General features: G+C 71.8%; 18 protein-coding genes. 9 read left to right on the forward strand and 9 right to left on the reverse strand.

The genetic code is table 11. The features are described 5' to 3' along the window. Nucleotides 1-53: 53 nt before the first annotated feature. The gene (locus tag JOF43_RS09825; protein WP_209901603.1) at nucleotides 54-695 is read right to left on the reverse strand and encodes a hypothetical protein; all 642 of its coding nucleotides are present in this window, start codon (nucleotides 693-695) and stop codon (nucleotides 54-56) included. Between the two features lie 14 nt (nucleotides 696-709). Further along, entirely contained in the window at nucleotides 710-985 is a 276-nt protein-coding gene (locus JOF43_RS09830) for a hypothetical protein (protein ID WP_209901605.1), read from the reverse strand. Nucleotides 986-1,182: 197 nt separating this feature from the next. Between JOF43_RS09830 and sucC the strand changes: the two genes are divergently transcribed. The 5 genes from sucC to JOF43_RS09855 all read left to right on the forward strand — a co-directional run bounded on the left by sucC (nucleotide 1,183) and on the right by JOF43_RS09855 (nucleotide 6,245). Continuing rightward, nucleotides 1,183-2,352: an ADP-forming succinate--CoA ligase subunit beta gene (gene sucC / locus JOF43_RS09835; RefSeq protein ID WP_209901607.1), complete on the forward strand. Its 1,170-nt coding sequence runs from the start codon at nucleotides 1,183-1,185 to the stop codon at nucleotides 2,350-2,352. 12 nt (nucleotides 2,353-2,364) lie between these two features. After that, a complete protein-coding gene (gene sucD / locus JOF43_RS09840; protein WP_209901609.1) occupies nucleotides 2,365-3,255 on the forward strand; it encodes a succinate--CoA ligase subunit alpha in 891 nt (296 codons plus the stop codon). Nucleotides 3,256-3,507: 252 nt separating this feature from the next. Next, complete coding sequence (locus tag JOF43_RS09845; protein WP_209901611.1) at nucleotides 3,508-4,227, forward strand: metal-dependent transcriptional regulator; 720 nt, start codon at nucleotides 3,508-3,510, stop codon at nucleotides 4,225-4,227. Between the two features lie 191 nt (nucleotides 4,228-4,418). Further along, nucleotides 4,419-5,309, forward strand: a complete 891-nt coding sequence (locus tag JOF43_RS09850) for a C40 family peptidase (RefSeq protein ID WP_209901613.1) — start codon at nucleotides 4,419-4,421, stop codon at nucleotides 5,307-5,309. Nucleotides 5,310-5,420: 111 nt separating this feature from the next. Beyond that, nucleotides 5,421-6,245 (forward strand): hypothetical protein, encoded by an 825-nt coding sequence (locus tag JOF43_RS09855; protein WP_209901615.1) that lies wholly within the window; start codon nucleotides 5,421-5,423, stop codon nucleotides 6,243-6,245. Between the two features lie 41 nt (nucleotides 6,246-6,286). Here JOF43_RS09855 and JOF43_RS09860 read toward each other — a convergent pair whose 3' ends face one another. The 4 genes from JOF43_RS09860 to JOF43_RS09875 all read right to left on the reverse strand — a co-directional run bounded on the left by JOF43_RS09860 (nucleotide 6,287) and on the right by JOF43_RS09875 (nucleotide 11,419). Beyond that, on the reverse strand, nucleotides 6,287-7,114 hold the full coding sequence (locus JOF43_RS09860) for an HAD family hydrolase (RefSeq protein WP_209901617.1): 828 nt from the start codon (nucleotides 7,112-7,114) through the stop codon (nucleotides 6,287-6,289). 154 nt (nucleotides 7,115-7,268) lie between these two features. Then, nucleotides 7,269-8,204, reverse strand: coding sequence for a methyltransferase domain-containing protein (locus JOF43_RS09865; protein WP_209901618.1), 936 nt, complete (start codon nucleotides 8,202-8,204; stop codon nucleotides 7,269-7,271). Between the two features lie 40 nt (nucleotides 8,205-8,244). Further along, a complete protein-coding gene (locus JOF43_RS09870) occupies nucleotides 8,245-9,021 on the reverse strand; it encodes an MBL fold metallo-hydrolase (RefSeq protein ID WP_209901620.1) in 777 nt (258 codons plus the stop codon). Nucleotides 9,022-9,034: 13 nt separating this feature from the next. Then, the gene (locus JOF43_RS09875) at nucleotides 9,035-11,419 is read right to left on the reverse strand and encodes an ATP-binding cassette domain-containing protein (protein ID WP_209901622.1); all 2,385 of its coding nucleotides are present in this window, start codon (nucleotides 11,417-11,419) and stop codon (nucleotides 9,035-9,037) included. A gap of 136 nt (nucleotides 11,420-11,555) precedes the next feature. Here JOF43_RS09875 and JOF43_RS09880 point away from each other — a divergent pair, with 136 nt between their 5' ends. Both JOF43_RS09880 and JOF43_RS09885 read left to right on the forward strand, forming a co-directional pair. Then, on the forward strand, nucleotides 11,556-12,260 hold the full coding sequence (locus tag JOF43_RS09880; RefSeq protein WP_209901624.1) for a MerR family transcriptional regulator: 705 nt from the start codon (nucleotides 11,556-11,558) through the stop codon (nucleotides 12,258-12,260). After that, a complete protein-coding gene (locus JOF43_RS09885) occupies nucleotides 12,257-13,684 on the forward strand; it encodes a mycothione reductase (RefSeq protein ID WP_209901626.1) in 1,428 nt (475 codons plus the stop codon). The genes JOF43_RS09880 and JOF43_RS09885 overlap by 4 nt, the downstream gene beginning before the upstream one ends. 36 nt (nucleotides 13,685-13,720) lie before the next feature. On the opposite strand, the gene JOF43_RS22990 is transcribed toward JOF43_RS09885, so the two are convergent. After that, the gene (locus JOF43_RS22990) at nucleotides 13,721-16,285 is read right to left on the reverse strand and encodes an LCP family protein (RefSeq protein WP_209901628.1); all 2,565 of its coding nucleotides are present in this window, start codon (nucleotides 16,283-16,285) and stop codon (nucleotides 13,721-13,723) included. 98 nt (nucleotides 16,286-16,383) lie between these two features. On the opposite strand from JOF43_RS22990, the gene JOF43_RS09895 reads away from it, so the two are divergent. Together JOF43_RS09895 and galE are read left to right on the forward strand one after the other, a co-directional pair. Then, nucleotides 16,384-17,853, forward strand: a complete 1,470-nt coding sequence (locus tag JOF43_RS09895; protein WP_209901630.1) for a GuaB1 family IMP dehydrogenase-related protein — start codon at nucleotides 16,384-16,386, stop codon at nucleotides 17,851-17,853. Between the two features lie 54 nt (nucleotides 17,854-17,907). After that, complete coding sequence (galE, locus tag JOF43_RS09900; protein ID WP_209901632.1) at nucleotides 17,908-18,882, forward strand: UDP-glucose 4-epimerase GalE; 975 nt, start codon at nucleotides 17,908-17,910, stop codon at nucleotides 18,880-18,882. A 97-nt stretch (nucleotides 18,883-18,979) separates the two neighbouring features. Here galE and ilvA read toward each other — a convergent pair whose 3' ends face one another. Both ilvA and JOF43_RS09910 read right to left on the reverse strand, forming a co-directional pair. Continuing rightward, nucleotides 18,980-20,293 carry a threonine ammonia-lyase IlvA gene (gene ilvA, locus JOF43_RS09905; RefSeq protein ID WP_209901634.1) on the reverse strand — a complete coding sequence of 438 codons (1,314 nt, stop codon included), beginning with the start codon at nucleotides 20,291-20,293 and terminating at the stop codon, nucleotides 18,980-18,982. 22 nt (nucleotides 20,294-20,315) lie between these two features. Then, on the reverse strand, nucleotides 20,316-20,615 hold the full coding sequence (locus JOF43_RS09910; protein ID WP_209901636.1) for a PTS sugar transporter subunit IIB: 300 nt from the start codon (nucleotides 20,613-20,615) through the stop codon (nucleotides 20,316-20,318). Nucleotides 20,616-20,671: the final 56 nt, after the last annotated feature.

The raw sequence follows: 20,671 nt of genomic DNA on the forward strand, positions 1-20,671 counted from the left end.
GCGCGGGCTGTACGCCGGCGCGGCCGGGCGGTGAGCTCGGTGCTACGGCGACCTCACGCGTCATCCGGTTCGTGGTCGAGGTCATCGTCCCCCGGGCGTCGCCTGAACTGGGCGTACAGGCTGGTGGCGAGGGCGATGGCGACGACGACGGCCGCGGCGATGAGCACTGCGCTGAACGGGATCGGCAGCCCGGCCAGGTAGAGCACGCCCCAGATCACGAACAGCGACCCGCCGATCAGGAGGGCATCGCGCACGGCGCGGAGGATGCGGGCGCCGATCCCGGCCTCACGGGCCCGGGTGCCGGCACGCTGGGCGGTGCGGCCGGCGACCGTCGCGTAGATCTTCGCGTCCTCGCGCAGGCTGCTCGCGCCGCGGGTCCCGCGGCTGTCCTCGGCGCTCGGGCGCCGCCGGGCGCCGTCCGCGGGCTCGGAGGCGCGCACCCGGTCACCGGCGGTCCGGTCCTCCTCGTCCGCCCGCGTCTCGGGCCGACGGGGAACGGTGTCCTCGCGGCGCGAGGCGTCCTCCTCACGGCGCGGGGCGTCGTCGCCGCGTCGACCCTCGTCGACGGCACGGCCGGCGGCCTTGACGTAGCCGCTCGCGCGCGAAGTGGCCCGCTGCGCGGCGTCGCGAGCGCCGGGCGCCTGCTTGCGGGCAGTGTTCCGGGCGGCTTTCGCGTAGGTCTTCCAGTCGGCCATGGCGTCTCCTCGCCTCAGCGGTCCTCGCCCGGACGATCGTCCTCGCGCCAGCGGATGTCCCCGCCGCCGCGCGGTGCGACCCGGGGCCGCGGGTTCCGGGCGCGACGGTCGTTGTAGTAGGAGAGTCCGACGTTCAGAGCCAGGGTGATGCCCACGGACATCACGAAGCCCATGACGGTCGAGCGCACCCCCACCAGGCGCAGCACCACGAACAGCACCCCGATGGCGATGATGCTGAAGCCCAGGTGCTCTCGCACGCGCTGGGCCAGGCTGCGGGATCGTCGGCTCATCCGCTCATCCTATCCGCGGGAGATGGGCACCGGACGGTGCACGGGGCCGTGCGGACCACCGACGTGAGACAGCGCGCACCCCGGCCGCTGCGGCGCTACACGGACGTCGGAAGCGATACGCTGACTGGGTTCCCAGGGGTGGCATCGTAGCCGCTGTGGCCTGCCGCCCTCTGCCGACATCGAGAGGAAAGCACCCCGTGGACCTGTATGAGTACCAGGCCCGCGATCTCTTCGAGAAGCACGGCGTGCCCGTGCTCGGAGGAGTCGTCGCGGAAGATCCTGCCACTGCCAAGGCTGCCGCCCAGCAGCTCGGCACCCCGGTCGTCGTCGTCAAGGCCCAGGTGAAGACCGGTGGCCGCGGCAAGGCCGGTGGCGTGAAGATCGCCAAGTCCCCCGAGGAGGCGGAGCAGAAGGCCTCCGAGATCCTCGGCATGGACATCAAGGGACACACCGTGCACCGCGTCATGGTCGCCGCCGGCGCAGACATCGCCGAGGAGTACTACTTCTCGCTGCTGCTGGACCGCGCGAACCGCAACTACCTCGCCCTGTGCTCCGTCGAGGGCGGCATGGAGATCGAGCAGCTGGCCGTCGAGCGCCCCGAGGCGCTGGCGCGCGTGGCCGTCGACCCCAACGTCGGGATCGACGAGGCGACGGCGAAGGAGATCGTCGAGGCCGCGAAGTTCGACGCCGAGACCGGTGCGAAGGTCGCCCCCGTGCTGCAGAAGCTGTGGGACGCCTACCGGGAGGAGGATGCCTCTCTGGTCGAGGTCAACCCGCTGGTCAAGACCGGTGACGGGGAGATCGTCGCCCTGGACGGCAAGGTCACCCTCGACGAGAACGCGGGCTTCCGCCATGAGGACCACGCGGTCCTCGTCGACATCGCCTCCGAAGACCCGCTGGAGACCAAGGCCAAGGCCCTGGACCTCAACTACGTCAAGCTCGACGGCGAGGTCGGCATCATCGGCAACGGCGCGGGCCTGGTCATGTCCACGCTCGACGTGGTGGCCTACGCGGGTGAGCAGCACAGCGTCAAGCCCGCCAACTTCCTCGACATCGGTGGTGGCGCCTCCGCCGAGGTGATGGCCAATGGCCTCGACGTGATCCTCGGCGACCAGCAGGTCTCCGCCGTGTTCGTCAACGTCTTCGGCGGCATCACCGCCTGCGACGCAGTGGCCAACGGCATCGTCGGCGCCCTGAAGAAGCTCGGCGACGCCGCCACGAAGCCGCTCGTGGTCCGTCTCGACGGCAACAACGTCGAGGAGGGCCGCAAGATCCTCGCGGACTTCGCCCACCCCCTCGTCACCCAGGCCGACACCATGGACGGCGGCGCCGCGAAGGTCGCCGAGCTCGCCGCCGCAGGAAAGTGAGCAGCACCCGAGATGTCTATCTTCCTTGATGAGAACAGCAAGGTCATCGTCCAGGGCATGACGGGCTCGGAGGGCATGAAGCACTCCCAGCGCATGCTCGATTCCGGCACCGACATCGTCGGCGGCGTGAACCCGCGCAAGGCCGGCCAGTCCGTCGCCTTCGAGGGCGGCCAGGAGGTCCCGGTCTTCGGCTCCGTCGCCGAGGCCATGGAGGCCACCGGCGCGAACGTCTCGGTGGTCTTCGTGCCGCCGAAGTTCGCCAAGAGCGCGGCGGTCGAGGCCATCGACGCCGCCATCGAGCTCCTGGTGATCATCACCGAGGGCATCCCGGTCAAGGACTCCGCCGAGTTCTTCAACTACGCCCAGTCCAAGGGCACCACCCGCATCATCGGGCCGAACTGCCCCGGCGTCATCACCCCTGGCGTCTCCAATGCGGGCATCACGCCGTCGAACATCACCGGTACCGGGAAGCTGGGCCTGGTCTCCAAGTCCGGCACGCTGACCTACCAGATGATGTACGAGCTGGCCGACATCGGCTTCACCACCGCCATCGGCATCGGCGGCGACCCGGTCATCGGCACCACCCACATCGACGCGCTCGCAGCGTTCGAGAACGACCCCGAGACCGTCGGCGTCGTGATGATCGGCGAGATCGGCGGTGACGCCGAGGAGCGTGCGGCCGCGTACATCAAGGACAACATGTCCAAGCCGGTCGTCGGCTACGTCGCGGGCTTCACCGCCCCCGAGGGCAAGACCATGGGCCACGCCGGCGCCATCGTCTCGGGCTCCGCGGGCACCGCCCAGGCCAAGAAGGAGGCCCTCGAGGCCGCCGGTGTCAAGGTCGGCAAGACGCCGACCGAGACCGCCGATCTCATGCGCGAGATCGTCAAGGCTCAGGCGTGAAGCTGGCGAGGTGACCCCCGCGCGGGTCTCGTCGCCGAGCCGTCGGCGCACGCTGATCGAGTGCGACGTCCGGACCGCCTTCCCCGACGGAAGGTGTTCCGGACGTCGCATTCGTGCGTTCCGGGGTCCGCCCGACGTGTCGCGGCAGGTTCCCCCTGCGCACGGGACCGCTGGGTCGAGGAGGACGCGGGCTGTCGGGCGGACGACTAAGCTGGCCGGAGCCTGCCGTGCGCCCGACCTAGGAGGGGACCCGTGACCGGAGATCTCATCGACACCACCGAGATGTATCTGAAGACGGTGTTCGAGCTCCATGAAGCGGGCATCGCACCGATGCGCGCCCGGATCGCGGAGCGCCTGGGGCATTCCGGCCCGACGGTCTCCCAGACCGTCTCCCGCATGGAGCGCGACGGTCTGCTCCATCTCGACGATCAGCGCCGCATCCGCCTGACCGGCAAGGGTCATGAGGTCGCCACGGACGTGATGCGCAAGCATCGCTTGGCCGAGCGTCATCTGCTGGACGTGATCGGGCTGGACTACGCCCTCGTCCACGAGGAGGCCTGCCGCTGGGAGCACGTGATGAGCCTCGAGGTCGAGCAGCGGCTCGCGGACAAGCTCGAACCTCCCTTCGTCGACCCCTACGGCAACCCGATCCCCGGGCTGGCGGCCCTCGGCATCACCGAGACCCACACCACCGACGACGGTAAAGGGCGGGCCAATCCGCCCCGTGAGCTGACCGAGGTGCTCACTGAGGGGGAGACCGCTCGGGTGCAGCTGCGGCGCATCGGGGAGCGGGTCCAGAGCGATGTCCAGCTCCTCGGTGAACTCGCACGTCAGGGCATTGTCCCGGAGGCCGAGATGCAGGCTGAGCGCCTCGGGGGGACCCTCGTTCTGCGCGGCCCCTCCGGCGGCGAGGTGGCGGTCTCGGAGGTTGTGGCGGCCCAGCTCCACGTCACCCCGCTTCCGGCCGGGTAAAGGCTCCGTCAAGCTCTCCCCCAGAGCTTTCTGTCGCCCTGATTTCGGGGGGTCGCACCCCCTAGGGTCGAGCATGTGCCGAGGCGTCCTGGTCTCGGTATTCCGCCTGGAGAACCCCACCGCGCACCGGGTCCGGAGAGGGAGCTGACGCACAGCGCGAGGGCGGATGCCCAGGGGTCGGGAGCCACAACGTGTCGAAGACTGTGAACAACACTCACCGCCGCGCCATGCGCACGATGACCCCCGCCGTCCGTGCCGGACGCGCCACCGCCGGGGCCGCCATGGCCGCCGCGATGCTGTTCGGCGGTGCCGCCGCCGCGACCGCCGAGCCGTCCGAGCCGCAGGCCGACGCCCCGGCCGCGCCGCAGGCCGACGCATCCTCCACCGTCGTCGCTCCCGTGGTCGCCCCCGCCGTCGGGCTCCCCGCCGCCGAGACCGGAGAGGACGACGCCGAGGCCCCCTCCATCGCTCCCGCCGCCACCGACATCTCCGTCGAGGTCGGCCCCACGGCCGAGGAGATCGCCGCCGCCGAGGCTGCCGCCGCTGAGGAGGCCGCCGAGCAGGAGGCCGCGGAGCAGGAAGCCGCCGAGGACGAGCAGTCCGCCCAGGACGAGCAGCAGACCGAGACCCGCGAGGACGACGGCTCGAGCCGCTCGAACGATCGCGAGGACGCCCCCGAGGAGAGTTCCGGCGACCAGGGCTCCGAGGAGTCCGCCGAGCAGGAGTCCGCGCCGGCGCCGTCCGCTGCGAAGGGCGGCTCGATCCTCTCCACCGCCCGCTCCGGCATCGGCACCCCCTACGTCTTCGGCGGGACCTCGCCGTCGGGCTGGGACTGCTCCGGCTTCGTGCAGTGGGTCTACGCCCAGCACGGCATCGATCTCCCGCGCGGCGCCAACGCCCAGGGAGCTTCCGGCACCGTCATCCCGCGCTCCGAGGCCCAGCCCGGCGACCTCGTCTACAAGCCCGGCCACATCGGCATCTACGCCGGTGGCAACCAGTTCGTCGACGCCGGCAACACCCGCGTGGACACCTCCGAGCGCAACATCTACTCCGGCAGCTGGACCTTCGTCCGCGTCGGCTGACACGCTCCCGCACCGCCTGCACGGCCCCGTCCCACACCGGTGGGACGGGGCCGTTCCCGTTCCCCAGCAGCCTGGGAACTCCGGAAGCCGGCTCCCGGTACCGTGGGCGGCGTGTCCACCGCCCGTGATCTCTTCGCCGTCCTCCTGCTGATCGTCTCCACGGCGCTCGCCTCCCTGTGGCTTCCCGCCGTCTGGTTCGAGTCGCACGTCGTCGACCAGGACGGCTTCCTCGCCATCACCCAGCCCCTCGCGGACGACCCCGCGTTCCAGCGCACCCTGACCGATGGCGCCGTCGAGAAGATCCTGGGCGAGGGGACCGTGCCCGGATGGATCGCCGACTCGGTCGAGCCGGCCGTCCAGGACCAGGCCGCCCGAGCTTCTGACAGCGAGGCCTTCACCCCCGTGTGGGACGCCGCCATGGTCGAGCTGCACGGGGCACTGTTCACCCCGGGCTCCTCCGACCTCGAGGTCGACCTCGAGCCAGTGATCGATTCGGTGCTGACCTCCGTCGAGGAGCAGGTGCCGCTGCTCGAGATCCCGCGCCCGGACTCCGCCGCCGTCACGGTCGCTACCGTCCCCGACGTCCCGCTGCTCACCCACGCCACGGTGCTTGACCCCTGGGCGCAGCGGGCGGGCCCGATCGCGCTGGGCCTGGCGGTGCTGGCGCTGCTGATCGCCGGCCATCGCCGCGTGATGCTGACCGTGGCGGGCCTGGGCACCATGATCGCCGGGCTCGTGACCTGGGCCCTCGCCCAGCGTCTCGAGAGCCTGGTGCCGGATCGGATCGATCAGGCCACGTTCCTCGGCCCCATCGTCCGGGAGTTCGAGCAGCTCTTCGCGACCGACGTGATGCCGCAGGGAGTGATCCTGCTCGGGGTGGGAGCCCTGGTCGCGGCCGCCGGGCTGGTGCTGGTCGGCCTGCACCGCCGCAGCTGACGTCGCCCGGGGGCCGCGGCGACCGCAGGCGAGGGGACTTCTCAGAGCATTCCGAGGCGCTGCAGGGCTCGGACGATTCCGAGCCCCGCCGGGCCGGGGACCACGAGATCCGCGGCGGCCAGGATCTCGGCAGGGGAGCCCTCGACGGCGATGGCGGTCCCGGCCGCCCGCAGCATCCCGAGATCGTTCATGCCGTCCCCGATCGCGACGGTCTCTCCCGCCCCCATGTCGAGGCGCTCGATGACCCGCCGCATCCCGTCCGCCTTGTCGACGGTGCTGAGGTGCAGCTCCCCGGCGCTGAGGTCCTCGGTCGTGATCGAGTTGGGCAGCGCGCCGACCTCCGGTCCGATCTCGTCGGCGAGCTGCTCGATCGGCACCGGCGAGCCCCAGAGCGAGATCTTCGCGAAGGAGCGGTCGGCGAGCTCGTCGCGCACTCGTACCGCGGCGAGGATGTCGGCGGGCCCGGACCCGATACCGGCGGGGCCTGCCGGGGAATCCCCGCCCATCCGGGCGCGGATCCGCCTCGCGGAGGCCGGAGTGCACCACAGCGCCTCCGGCGACTCGAGCACGAAAGCCGGGTCGTACCGTCCCAGCACCTCGACCGTGCGCCGTCCCAGCTCGGCGGGGAAGCGCTCATCATGGAGCACCTCCTGACCGAGGCGCAGATAGCCGCCCGCCGACGCGACCACGCCGTCGAACAGGGCCGCGACCTCAGGAGCCACGATCGAGGCGGGACGTCCCGTGCACAGCAGCACGAGGTGACCGTTCGCCCGGGCCCGCTGGACGGCCTCGGCGTGCTCGCGCGGGACCACACCCCGCTCGGCGAGGGTGCCGTCGAAATCGATGAACACGCAGCGTCGTGGGGTCATGGAGCCTCCGTGACTTCTCGGATGGGGACGGCGCGCCCTCGGCGGCCACCGCCCCAGTATGTCGTGGCCCGCCGCCCGCCACGATCTGCGGGCCCCGCCGTGTGCGGTACTCGTCAGCCCTCGGAACCCTTCACGTTCGGTGCGCAGCGCCCGGTCAGCGAGGACGGTGCGCGCTGAGCAGCACCGAGAGTGTGACGGTGACGGTCTCGTGCTCCGGCCCGCCCGGGCGGAGCGTGGGGCCGGCCAGCAAGCGGTCGAGATCCTCCCCGGCGACGTGGCGCGCGCTCGGCGTCATCGAGACCAGATCACGGGCCCGCGCGATGTCCAGGGAGAGCTCCGAGCGGACCGTGCGCTGATCCAGCTGCTCGACGTGAGGCTCGAGCGCCTCGTGCAGCCGTTCCTCCTTGCGCGGGTCCATCGCCACCATCCCCGGGATCGCCGCCCGCAGCTCGGCGAGATGGTCGGCGGCCGGACGCGCGACCACCAGGGCACCGGACGGTCGCAGCACCCGGGCGAACTCGGCAGGATGGCGCGGGGCGAACACGTCGAGCAGCAGATCGACGGAGTCATCGGCGAGGGGGAAGGGCGCGAAGACGTCCCCGGAGCAGGCGGCGGCCCGCTCGTGGGCACGGGCGGCGAAGCGCAGGGACCGCGCGGAGGTGTCGATGCCGAGCCCGCGGGCACCCCGGAAGCGGTCCAGGAGCCCGGCGAGGTAGTAGCCGGGGCCACAGCCCATGTCCAGGACGGTCGGCGCCGCACGGTCGGACCCGGCCGTGGGGGAGGGGGCCGGTACGTCGGAGCCGTTCAGCCTCGGGACGACCTCCGAGGCGAGGGCTCCGATCGCCGCGGACAGCGGGGCATAGGCGCCGCTGCGGAGGAAGCGGTCCCTGGCGCGCGCCATCTCGTCGTCGTCGCCGCTGGTGGCGCCGCTGCCACCCAGCATCGACGCATAGCCGGCGCGCGCGATGTCGAAGGTGTGCCGGTTCCGGCAGTGCAAGCTCCGATCCCGCAGGTCCAGGCGCCCACCGCAGGTCGGGCAGCGCAGGATGTCGAGGACGTCGAGCAGGGCAGCGGGGACAGCGGAGGGCACCACCTGAGGATATCCGCGGCCCCGCCCCGGACGCGGCCGCTCAGTCGCCCGCGCGGGTGCGCTCCCACGAGCCGCGGTCGTGCGCGGTGAGGATCCGAACCTCCTGCGCGTCGGTCGCGAGGGCGGTCAGCCTCCGCTGGGTGCGGCGCAGTGCCCCCGTGTCGTGGGCGAGCAGGCCCTGACGGAGGTGCACGCCGGGCCGGGCGCCGCCCGGGAGCAGCGAGGCCGCGGAGTGGGCGGCGTCCCCGGCGTGCAGCAACCATCCGCCCTCGGTGGGGAGCGCGACGCCCGCGTGCCCGGCGGTGTGGCCCGGGAGCGGCACCAGCAGCAGGCCCGGGGCGAGCTGCGAGAGGTCCACGACGCCCTCGAAGCCGTACCAGCGGCCCTCGCCCGGGGCATGGCCGTGGACGTCCGCTCGAGGGGGCCAGTGGGCCGGGCGGTACCGCAGGGCTTCCCGTGGACCACGTCGGCGGCGGATCGCGAGGCGCTCCTCCGCGGTGAGATGAACGTGCGCTGCGGGGAAGTCGCTGATCCCGCCGGCGTGGTCGAGGTCGCCGTGGGTCAGGACGATGTCGGAGACCGCGGCCGGGTCATGGCCCAGCGCGCGGATCTGCGCGATCGCGGTCTCCTCGTGGCGCAGAGCCGTCCTCAGCACGTGCCGCAGGGGTCCCAGCCGGCGGGGGTCACGAACGTCGGCCGACCCGAACCCGGTATCGACCAGCACCAGGCGCTCGTCGACCTCGAGCAGCAGCACGTGGCACACCATCGCGCCGCCCGGAGGGCGCAACGTGCCGCAGTTGAGGTGGTGGATGCGCACGGCGGAGGTGGGCTCAGCGGTCGACGTACTGCGCCAGATGGGTCGCGGTCAGGGTCGAGGCGTCCGCGATCAGCTGGGCCGGGGTCCCCTCGAACACGACCCGGCCGCCGTCGACTCCGGCTCCCGGGCCGAGGTCGATGATCCAGTCGGCATGGGCCATCACCGCCTGGTGGTGCTCGACGACGATCACCGTCTTGCCGGAGTCCACGAGACGATCGAGCAGAGCGAGGAGGGTGCCGATGTCGGCCAGGTGCAGGCCCGTCGTGGGTTCGTCGAGCACCAGGATCCCGCCCTTCTCGCCCATGTGGGTGGCGAGCTTGAGTCGTTGGCGCTCGCCGCCGGAGAGCGTGGTCAGCGGCTGGCCGATGGTCAGGTAGCCGAGACCGACCTCGTCGAGGTGGCGCAGCAGCTTCGCCGCGGCGGGCACCTTCGCCTCCGGGGAGGTCAGCAGCTCCAGCGCCTCCTCGACGGACATCTCCAGCACATCGGCGATGGACGCCCCGCCGAGCGTGTACTCCAGGACGGCGGCCTGGAACCTCCTGCCCTCGCACTCCTCACAGGGGGTCGAGACGGTCTCCATGAAGCCGAGCTCGGTGAAGATCATCCCGGCGCCCCTGCACACCGGGCAGGCGCCCTCGGAGTTGCTGGAGAACAGGGCCGGCTTGACGCCGTTGGCCTTCGCGAAGGCCTTGCGGATCGGTTCGAGCAGTCCGGTGCAGGTCGCGGGGTTCGAGCGGCGCGAGCCCCGGATCGCGCCCTGGTCGACCATGGTGACCTCGGCGTCGCGGGGCAGGGACTCGTGCACCAGGGAGCTCTTCCCGGAGCCGGCCACCCCGGTGATCACGGTGAGCACCCCGAGCGGCAGGTCGACGTCGACGTCCCGGAGGTTGTGCTGATCCGCGCCGCGGATCTCGAGGGCGCCGGTCGACTCGCGCACCTGGTCCTTGAGCCGCGCCCGGCGGTCGAGGTGGCGCCCGGTGAGGGTGTCGGAGGTCCGCAGACCCTCCACGTCGCCCTCGTACTGCAGCTCTCCGCCGTGCACGCCGGCCCGGGGGCCGAGGTCGACGATGTGATCGGCGATCGCGATCGACTCGGGCTTGTGCTCGACCACCAGCACCGTGTTGCCCTTGTCCCGCAGGGCCAGCAGCAGCTGGTTCATGGTCGCGATGTCGTGCGGATGCAGTCCGATGGTGGGCTCGTCGAACACATAGGTGACGTCGGTCAGCGCCGAGCCCAGGTGCCGGATCATCTTGGTGCGCTGGGACTCGCCACCGGAGAGGGTGCCGGAGGGACGATCCAGGCAGAGATAGCCCAGCCCGATCTTCACGAAGGAGTCCAGCAGGGCCGAGAGGTTCGACAGCAGCGGTGCGACCGTCGGCCCCGTGTGCAGGGCGCGCAATGACTCCACCCAGTCCGCCAGGTCGGTGATCTGCAGCGAGCTGGCGTCGGCGATCGAGACGCCGTCGATCCGTGCGCTGCGGGCATGCTCCGCCAGGCGCGTCCCCTCGCACTGCGGGCAGACGATGAACTTCACGGCCCGGTCCACGAACGCCCGCACGTGCGGCTGCATCGAGTCGCGGTCCTTGGACAGCATCGACTTCTGGATCTTGGGGATCAGGCCCTCGTAGGTCATGTTCGCCCCGTCGATCTTCACCTTGGTGGGCTCCTTGTACAGGAAGTCGTGGAGCTGGCGCTTGGTGAAGGAGCGGATCGGTTTGTCGGAGGGGAAGAAGCCCGAGGAGGCGAAGACCTTCACGAACCAGCCACCGGCGGCGTAGTTCGGGATCGTGAACGGGCCCTCGTCGAGCGACTTGTCCTCGTCGTACAGCTCGGTGAGGTCCAGGTCGGAGACCTCGCCCATCCCCTCGCAGCGCGGGCACATGCCGCCCACCCGGGAGAAGGTGGTCTTCTCGGCGATGGTCTTCGCGCCCTTCTGCACGGTCATGGCACCGGAGGCGGTGACGCTGGGGACGTTGAAGGAGAAGGCCCCGGGCCCGCCGACGTGCGGTGCGGCGAGCTTGGAGAACAGGGTGCGCAGGTAGGCGCCCGCGTCGGTGACGGTGCCGACGGTGGAGCGCACGTTCGCGCCCATCCGCTCCTGGTCCACGATGATGGCGGTGGTCAGCCCCTGCAGCTCATCGACGTCCGGGCGGGCGAGGGAGGGCATGAAGCCCTGAATGAAGGAGCTGTAGGTCTCGTTGATCATCCGCTGGGACTCGGCAGCGATGGTTCCGAACACCAGCGAGCTCTTTCCGGAGCCGGAGACGCCGGTGAACACGGTCAGGCGACGCTTGGGCAGATCGAGACTGAGGTCGCGGAGGTTGTTCTCGCGGGCACCGCGCACCCGGATCACGTCATGGGCGTCGGCAGAGCGGCGGGCGTCGGCGGCGGTGGTCATCGATCCTCCAGAGGTGGGCGTCCAGGGTCAGAGGGAGCGGATGCTGCAGTCCTCGATCGTATCCTTGAGATTCCCGTTGAACCCTGACGCAGGCGATCCTGCCTGCATCGCCGAAGAATCCTCAAAGGTGGTCGAGATGCGTCCGGTCGATCTGGCCCGCCGGCACGACCTGTCCGCCCAGGCGGTGCGCAACTACGAGAGCGCCGGGGCGCTGCCGCCGGCCGAGCGCACCAGCGCGGGCCATCGTCGCTACACCGCCCGCCACGCGAGAGCGCTGCGGGCCTTCCTCTCACTCCGACGTGCCGTCGGGCACCGAGCGGCTCTCGACCTCTTGTCCACGCTGCATGGCGGGGACCTCGAGGGGGCCCTGACGCTGCTGGGCCGCGCGCATGAGCAGCTCCTGCGCGACCGCACCACCCTCACCGTGGTCGAGCGGGCCGTCGGCGACCTCGAGCAGGGGGAGGACCGGGGACGACCACCGCGAACGCTGTGGATCGGAGAGCTCGCCGCCCGGTTGGGCCTCTCCCCGGCGACCCTCCGGCACTGGGAGCGCTTCGGCCTGCTCGCCCCGTCCCGGGAAAGGGTCAGCGGGCACCGTCTCTACCCGCCGAGCACCGTGCACGACGCGGAGCTCGTCCATCTGCTGCGCCGAGGCGGTCACCGGCTCGGGGACATCGCCGAGATCCTCGGACAGGTGCGGACGATGGGGGAGAACTCCTCGGTGCACACCGCCCTGACGGCCTCGCGGGAGCGGGTGACGGCGCGGGGGATCGCCCTGCTGGAGGCCTCGGCCGCCCTCGCGGACCACGTCCGGGACGGGGCGGCTAGCCTGGGGCGGTGACCGACGAGACGCACTTCGACATCGCCCTGATCGGCTCCGGCTCCGTGAACTCCTTCCCGGGGCCCGAGTTCGCCGATCGCCGCATCGTGCAGATCGATCGCGGGGTGGGCCCCGACCACGTGTTCGGCGGGACCTGTCTGAATCTCGGCTGCATCCCCACCAAGATGTTCGTGCACACCGCGAACCTCGCCGCCACCCCCGCGGAGGCGGGCCGCTTCGGTCTCACCGAGCAGCTGCGCCACGTCGACTGGCCCGCGATCCGCGACCGCATCTTCGGCCGTATCGACCCGATCACCGCCGGCGGTGAGGAGTACCGGCGTGATCACGAGGACAATGCCAACCTCACCCTGCTGCGCGGCACCGCCGCCTTCACCGGGGAGAAGACCTTGCGGGTGACCCGACCCGACGGGGGCGAGAGCATCGTCAGCGCCGACACGCTCGTGCTCGGCGCCGGCTCCCGCCCCGTGCTCCCGCCGATCGACGGCCTCGCGGAGGCGGCCCCGCACACCTCGGACACGATCATGCGGATCGACCAGCTGCCCTCCTCGCTCGCGATCCTCGGCTCCGGCGTGATCGCCGTGGAGCTGGCGCACGTGTTCGCCTCCCTCGGCGTCGAGGTCACCGTCATCGCCCGCTCCGAGAAGGTGCTGCGGGTGGCCGACGCCGACGTCTCGGCGCGGCTGACCGAGATCCTCGGTGAGCGGCTGCACCTGGAGACGCAGCTGACGACCACCTCGGTGCGTCGCAGCGTCGAGGGGGTCGAGCTGCGCGGCAGGCGCGACGGCGCCGAGGTCGTGCTGCATGCCGAGGAGCTGCTGGTCGCGACCGGGCGCCGCCCCAACTCCGACCTGCTGGACGTCTCCGCCGCCGGCATCGACACCCTCGACGACGGCCGCGTCGCGGTCGACCCGTACCAGCGGGTGCTCGGCGGCGGCGAGGTGCTCGAGGGGCTCTGGGCCCTCGGCGACCTCTCCAGCTCCCACCAGCTCAAGCACGTCGCCAACCATGAGCAGCGCATCGTGCGGCACAACATCCTGCACCCCGAGCAGCTGCGTCGCGCCGACACGATGCCGATCCCCAGCGGCGTGTTCACCCACCCGCAGGTGGCGTGGGTGGGGGTCGACGAGGAGACCGCCCGCCGCAGCGGCCGCGACGTGAAGGTCGCCGTCCAGGAGTACGCCTCGATCGCCTACGGCTGGGCGATGGAGGACACCACCGGTTTCGTGAAGCTCATCGCCGATGCCGGGACCACCGAGATCCTCGGCGCCCACCTCATCGGCCCCGAGGCCACCACCTTGGTCCAGCTGATGATCCAGGCCATGAGCACCGGGCAGACCGCCCGCGACATCGCCACCACCCAGTACTGGATCCACCCGGCGATGCCGGAGCTGATCGAGAACGCCCTGATCCAGCTGCTGGACTGAGCTCCGGCTGCGGGACCGATCCCGGCGGGCGGGATCTCAGCCCTGCTGGGCGTCGGCGCCGGGCAGGCAGGACTGCAGCGGGTCGTGATCGATCTCGGGATCGTCCGACGGGGTCGCCTCGGCGGAGTCGGAGGCGTCCCCGCTCGTGGTCTCCTCCTCGGTCGTGGTCTCCTCCTCGGTGGTCTCCTCGGAGTCCGCGGTGTCGTCGGAGGAGCTCTCCTCCTCAGGGGCGGCTCCGGTCTCCGCGGGATCGGTCGAACCGGGCTCGGTCTCGCCGAGCACGGACTCCGGGGGATCCTGCTTCATGGAGTCCTCGATGGAGGCCTGCGCCCAGGACTCGAGGTACTCGTAGTCCGGGTTGCCCGAGGGCGTCACGTCCGGGGTGATCGGGTAGGAGGTGAAGCCGCCGTCCTTGATCCGCAGGGCGAGGTCGACGAAGGCGTCGAGGTTCGAGACCGGGATGTCGGTCTGGATGTTCGCCTCCGTGGCGGAGACCAGGCGCGGGACCGACATGGCCAGCGTGGTGGGGTCGGCCTCCTCGGCCACGGCCCGCACGATGCGCTGCTGACGACAGTTGCGGTCGAAGTCGTTGGACCCCTCACGGGAGCGCGCGTACCACAGGGCGTGGTACCCGTCGAGCTTCTGCGAGCCCTCCTCGATGTAGCCGTCGATCGGCCCGGCACCGCCGCCGATGGGGATGCGTCGCTCCACCACCAGGTCGACGCCGCCGATGGCGTTGACGAGGTCCTCGAAGCCCTTCAGGTTGACCATCGCGTAGTAGTCGGTGTTCAGGCCGAGGGTCTCCTCGACCGCCCAGCGGGTGGCCGTCAGGCCCGGGTTCGAATCGCCGGGGAAGAGCTCAGGATGCTCCTCCGCCCACGTCCACACGGCGTTGATGAGGTCCTGGTTCTCACCGTAGTAGTCGAAGCCGTCCGGGAACTCCTCCGCCGCGGGGGTGCCTTCGGGGAACTCGACCTTCTCGAGGTTGCGGGGGATGGAGAACAGGGCGGTCTGCCCGGTCTCGGTGTCGACCGAAGCCACCATGATCGTGTCCGGCCGGGTGCCGGTGCGGTCGTCCCCGGCGTCCTGGCCCAGCAGCAAGATGTTCACGCGCTCGGTGTTCGCCCAGGCGTCCTTGCCCTCCGCGAGGGATCCGCCGCTCTCGTGGTTCCCGCCGAACACCGTCGTCGAGCCGAGCAGCCCCTGGGCGGCCCACAGCGACTGCACGCCGCGGCCGAAGGGGAGAGCGACGCACACCACCATGAGGGCGGCGAGGGCGAGGGCGATGTAGCGCTTGGTCCCCTCGAGACGCTGGAGGCGCGAGTGGGCGAGGGCCGTCGCCACGATCTGCAGCGCCCAGACGAGGCCGACGACCCCGATGGCTATCAGGATCCCGACCAGCACGGCGCGATTGGTCAGCAGCATCATGCCGTTGCGCAGCGGGTCGCCGATGACCAGGAAGGCCGTCACGCCCACGACACCGAGGACCAGGAGGGCCAGCAGTACCCAGCCGATCCGGCGCAGGGGCGTGGTGACCAGGCCCGAGCCCGGCAGCAGTGAGGTGAGCACGGTCCAGAACGCCACCCGCGGCAGCGATCCGTCGCCGCCGCCGCCGCCGTCGTCGCCGCCGTCATCGTCGCCGTTGTCGTGACCGGCCCCGGAGCCGGCACCAGCGGCGGCTGCGGTGGTGGTCGCAGCGGCGGTGCCGGTGGCTGCGGCCGTGCTGATCGGGGCGGCTGCAGTGGGGGAGTCGGTCCCGGCCGGGGTGTCGGCGGCACCGGCCGAGCCGGTCTCTGCCACAGAGCTGGTCTCCGCCGGGGAGCCGGACTCCGTGGGGCCGTCGCCGGGGGCGGCGGGCTCCGTTGCGGAGGCCGGGGCGAGTGAACCGGACCAGACGTCGTGCTCGTCGGGTTCTGCGGGGGAAGGCTCCTGGGACCAGGCATCGTGCACGGGAGCATTGCCGCGGGGCGGGCGCGAGGGGGAGGAGGCGTTGTGCTGCGGCTCCGAGGCGGAGGACCCGCTCGCGGTGGAGGCGCTCGTGGCCGGCTCCGCGGGAGTCCCGTCAGCGGCCAGGGGGTAGGCGGCCCGTCGGCCGCGAGGGCGCCGCGGCGGCGTATCGGTCGAGGACGACGAGGGGCGCGGGGTGGGCGTGGCCGCCGCATCAGTCGATACGGCGTCGCCGCTCGGTTCCGACGCAGGCGACGGTGCCGGGTCCGACGCAGGGGCCGGGGTGGAGGCGGGCGTCGGGGTCGACGAGGCGGAGCGGGACGGAGGGCCCGCGCCGGCAGCGGGAGTGGCGCCCGCACCGGTTGCGGCGCCTGCAGCAGGGGCGGTGTCGTCCGAGGGGGCCGAGGGCCCTTCCGAGGGGGAGGGCGCCGAAGGGGCGGACTGCGCGGACGCGCCGGACTCCGCGGAGGGGGACGTGTCCGCCGTCCCGCCGAGCCACGTGCGCTTGGGGTTCTTGGGGGCGCCGAAGGCGGCGTCGCGATTCCTGCGGGCCTCGTCCGGAGGCAGGGGCGACGACTCCTGGCGTCGGACCGGCTCCTGGTGTCTGCCGGATCGACGACGCCTGCGCCGGGAGGCCGAGGAGGGGTCCATCATGCGCTACATCCTAGATTCACGAGGACGGATCGTCCCGCATCAGCCTGTGAGAACATCGTGGAGGTCATATGACGGACGGGGATCCGTATCCTGGACCCATGCGCCTGATCCACTCCCCGTCGACCGACCTGACCTACGACGACTGCTTCTTCCTGCCCGCCCGTTCGGCGATCACCTCCCGTTTCGACGCCGATCTCGGCAGCGACGACGGAACCGGCACCACCATCCCGCTGATCGCCGCGAACATGACCGCCGTCTCCGGTCGCCGCATGGCGGAGGTCATGGCCCGGCGCGGAGGACTCGCCGTGCTGCCCCAGGACCTCTCGCCGGAGCGGATCGATTCGATCATCCGCTCCGTGAAGCGGCGCGACCTGCTCGTCGACCACCCCCTGACCCTCACGGTCGACGGCACCCTCGGACAGGCGGCCGATCTGCTGCCCAAGCGTCCCCACGGCATCGTCGTCGTGGTCGACGACCAGCGTCGCCCCCTCGGCACGATCTCCGCCGAGGAGATCGCCGGGCGCGATTCCTTCTCACCCGTCGGAGATGTGCTCAGCACGGACGTGCCCGTCCTGCACCCCGAGGATCTCGAGGTCGCTCCCGCCGAGCTGCACGCCCGCATCGCCGCCACCCACCACGACGCTGCGGTGGTGGTGGAGGCAGAGGCCGACGGCGGCGCGCTGCGCGGCGTCCTCACCGCCACCGGGGTGCTGCGCTCGACCATCTACCGCCCCGCGACCGACGCCACCGGCGCGCTGCGGATCGCGGTCGCCGTCGGCATCAACGCCGACGTCGACACCCGCGTGCGGGAGCTGGTCGCCGCCGGGGCCGACGTGATCGTGCTGGACACCGCCCACGGTCACCAGGACAAGATGCTCGAGGCCCTGCGCACCGCCCGCGAGGCGCTCGGGCCCCGTGAGTCCACGCCGGTGCGCCTGGTCGCCGGCAACATCGTCACCGCCGAGGGGACTCGCGAGCTGATCGAGGCGGGCGCCGACGTCGTCAAGGTCGGCGTCGGCCCCGGAGCGATGTGCACGACCCGCATGATGACCGGCGTCGGCCGCCCCCAGTTCTCCGCCGTCCTCGAGTGCGCCGCCGAGGCGCGACGCCTGGGCGGCCACGTGTGGGCCGACGGCGGAGTCCGCCACCCCCGCGACGTCGCACTCGCGCTCGCCGCCGGGGCCTCCAACGTGATGATCGGCTCCTGGTTCGCGGGGACTTACGAGTCCCCTGGTCAGATGCGCACCGACGAGAACGGCCGCCGCTTCAAGGAGAGCTTCGGCATGGCCTCCAAGCGCGCCGTCTCCCACCGCACCGCCCACGAGGACGCCTTCGCCCGCGCCCGCAAGGGCCTGTTCGAGGAGGGCATCTCCACCTCGCGCATGTTCCTGGCCGAGAGCGGAGGCGGCGTGGAGGACCTCCTCGACGAGATCACCGCCGGGGTGCGTTCCTCCTTCACCTATGCCGGCGCCGCCAGCACCGCCGAGTTCCGGGAGCGGGCCGTGATCGGCCTCCAGAGCGCCGCGGGCTACGCCGAGGGCCGCCCGCTGGCCAGTTCCTGGACCTGAGCGCCCGGCGGACGGGTCCCGGAGCGCTGCCCGGGTCCCGGTAGGCTGTGAGCCATGACGACTCTCGTGATCGGTGGTGCCGGGTACATCGGGTCGCACGTGGTGCGACTCCTCCTGACGAAGGGGGAGAAGGTGGTCGTCGTCGACAGCCTCTCCACCGGGATCGAGGAGCGGACGGCGGGAGCCGAGCTCGTCGAGCTCGACGTGACCGCGCCGGACGCGAGCGAGAAGCTCGCCTTCCAACTGCGCGCCGCCGGCGCCGACTCGGTGATCCACTTCGCCGCCCACAAGCAGGTGGGCGAGTCCGTCGAGAAGCCCGAGATGTACTGGCACGACAACATCGGGGGGCTGGCCAACGTGCTCGCCGCCTGCGCGAGCGCCGAGGTGCGCGACGTGGTCTTCTCCTCCTCGGCCGCGGTGTACGGCGTGCCGGACGTGGACCTCGTGACCGAGGAGCTCACCCCGCAGCCGATCAATCCCTACGGGGCCACCAAGTACGTCGGCGAGTGGATGCTGGCCGATGCCGAGCGCGCGCACGGCCTGCGGACCGTCGCCCTGCGCTACTTCAACGTCGCCGGTGCCGGCTGGCCCGAGCTCGCCGACACCGCCGTGATGAACCTGGTGCCGATCGTCCTGGACCGGCTCGAGCAGGGGAAGGACCCGGTCGTCTTCGGCGACGACTACGACACCCCGGACGGGACGTGCATCCGCGACTACGTGCATGTCCTCGACCTCGCCGAGGCCCACGTCGCCGCGCTGGACTACCTGCGCGGCGAGGAGCGCCCGCATCGGGTCTTCAACGTCGGCACCGGCACGGGCTCCAGTGTGCTCGAGGTGCTCGACGCGATCGGCCGCGCCCGGGGCGTCGAGCTCACGCCGGAGATCGGCCCGCGCCGCGCCGGCGACCCCGCTCGGCTGGTCTGCTCCGCGACCCGCATCGAGGAGGCGCTCGGCTGGACGGGCACCCACGACCTGGACGACATCGTCCGCTCCGCCGTCGAGGCCCGCCGCGGCGCCGGTCGCCCCTGACGAGGTGTCTTCCCCCGGGGCCTGATCAGGCCGACCCCGGCCCACCCGTCCGCCGGCCTGCGACAGAATCCGCGGGTGCGAGGGCTCGGGTCGGCGCTCAGGTGAGGTAGCGGTAGATCGGGTCGTGGGGATCGATGCGCTCGATCTCCATGTTCGAGGCCGCCATGCGTGACATCAGCGGCTCGAGGTCGGCGCGGTCGCTGATCTCGAGGCCCACCAGCGCGGGCCCCTCCTCGCGATTGTTGCGCTTGATGTAGTCGAACAGCACGATGTCGTCGTGCGGGCCCAGCACCCGGTCCAGGAAACGACGCAGCGCCCCGGGCTCCTGCGGGAAGGTCACCAGGAAGTAGTGCTTGAGCCCCTCGTGGACCAGGGACCGCTCGACGATCTCGCGATACCGGGAGACGTCGTTGTTGCCCCCTGAGAGGACCACCACGATGTCGCCCGTCGCCTCGGGGGAGGGGGAATCCGCGGTCGCCTGACCCAGGTGCTCGATCGCGCCGGTGGCGACGGCGGTGGCGGCCAGGGCCCCGGCGGGCTCGGCGATGATGCCGTCGATCTGGTAGAGCTCCAGCATCTCGGTGCACACCGCACCCTCGTCGACCGCGATCAGCTCGGGCTCGATGGCCTGGACCATGCGCAGCGGCTCCGCACCGACCCGACGCACCGCGGCGCCGTCGACGAAGCGGTCCATCTCGTCCAGGGTCACGGGATGCCCGACCCGCAGCGCGGCCGCCATCGACACGGCACCGGCGGGCTCCACCCCGACGATCCGCACGTCCGGGGCGCGCTCGCGCAGCCAGGCGCCGGAACCGCCCAGCAGGCCGCCGCCTCCGACCGGGAGCACCATGGTGCCGACCTCGCGACCCTGCTCGGTGCGCAGCTGCTCGACGGCCTCGAGGGCGACGGTGCCCTGCCCGGCCATGACCGTCGCGTGGTCGAAGGGCGGGACCTGGGTGGCGCCGGTGCGCTCGACGTCATCGGCCGCGGCCTCCGCCGCGTCGTCGAAGGTGTCGCCCACCAGCACCAGCTCGACGAGGTCGCCACCGATGGCAGTGATCCGCTCGCGCTTCTGACGCGGCGTGCTGCCGGGTACGTAGATCCGCCCGCGGATGCCGAGGGTGCGGCAGGCCTGGGCGACGCCCTGGGCATGGTTGCCCGCGCTGGCCGCCACCACCCCGGCCTCCCGTGCCTCCTGGTCCAGCGAGTCGAGGAGCAGCTGGGCACCGCGCAGCTTGTAGGAGCGCACCGACTGCAGGTCCTCGCGTTTGAGCCACACCGGCACGCCGGCCAGCTCGCTGAGGCGCTCGCTGCGGTGCAGCGGAGTGCGCCGCAGCGCCGGGGCCAGCCGCTGGGCGGCGGCCTCCACGTCCTCGGCGGACAGGGGCGTCACGGCGGCGTCGAGGCTCATCGTTCCTCCTCGGCGACGACGATCATGCCGTGGTGCCGCCGTCGATCTGTGCCAGCACGCGGTCGAGGTCGTCGTAGGTGACCTGGGGGTTCGTGCCCAGCAGCAGGGGCATGCCGGAGATCTGCGGGATGCCCAACGCGGGGGGCAGGCCGACGGTGCTGACGACCAGGTCGGCCTGGAAGTCGGGCGAGAGCAGGTCCATCACGGTGGCCTGTACGACGTGGGCTTCGCGGCCGAGGGACGTGAGGTGATCACGCACCTGGTCCGCGACCAGCGCGGAGGTGGCGATCCCCGCGCCGCACACGATGGCGATGGTGAGCATGCGAACTCCTGGGGCGGTCGAGGACGGGGCGACGGTCGACGGCCCCGGGGCGTGCG

The organism is Brachybacterium sacelli (assembly GCF_017876545.1).
Classification (GTDB): Bacteria; Actinomycetota; Actinomycetes; order Actinomycetales; family Dermabacteraceae; genus Brachybacterium; species Brachybacterium sacelli.

Coding starts and splice junctions, on each gene's coding strand:
- JOF43_RS09825 (WP_209901603.1), bottom strand. CDS start 695: ATGGCCGACTGGAAGACCTACGCGAAAGCCGCCCGGAACACTGCCCGC.
- JOF43_RS09830 (WP_209901605.1), bottom strand. CDS start 985: ATGAGCCGACGATCCCGCAGCCTGGCCCAGCGCGTGCGAGAGCACCTG.
- sucD (WP_209901609.1), top strand. CDS start 2,365: ATGTCTATCTTCCTTGATGAGAACAGCAAGGTCATCGTCCAGGGCATG.
- JOF43_RS09860 (WP_209901617.1), bottom strand. CDS start 7,114: ATGACCCCACGACGCTGCGTGTTCATCGATTTCGACGGCACCCTCGCC.
- JOF43_RS09875 (WP_209901622.1), bottom strand. CDS start 11,419: ATGACCACCGCCGCCGACGCCCGCCGCTCTGCCGACGCCCATGACGTG.
- JOF43_RS09880 (WP_209901624.1), top strand. CDS start 11,556: ATGCGTCCGGTCGATCTGGCCCGCCGGCACGACCTGTCCGCCCAGGCG.
- JOF43_RS22990 (WP_209901628.1), bottom strand. CDS start 16,285: ATGATGGACCCCTCCTCGGCCTCCCGGCGCAGGCGTCGTCGATCCGGC.
- JOF43_RS09895 (WP_209901630.1), top strand. CDS start 16,384: ATGCGCCTGATCCACTCCCCGTCGACCGACCTGACCTACGACGACTGC.
- galE (WP_209901632.1), top strand. CDS start 17,908: ATGACGACTCTCGTGATCGGTGGTGCCGGGTACATCGGGTCGCACGTG.
- ilvA (WP_209901634.1), bottom strand. CDS start 20,293: ATGAGCCTCGACGCCGCCGTGACGCCCCTGTCCGCCGAGGACGTGGAG.
- JOF43_RS09910 (WP_209901636.1), bottom strand. CDS start 20,615: ATGCTCACCATCGCCATCGTGTGCGGCGCGGGGATCGCCACCTCCGCG.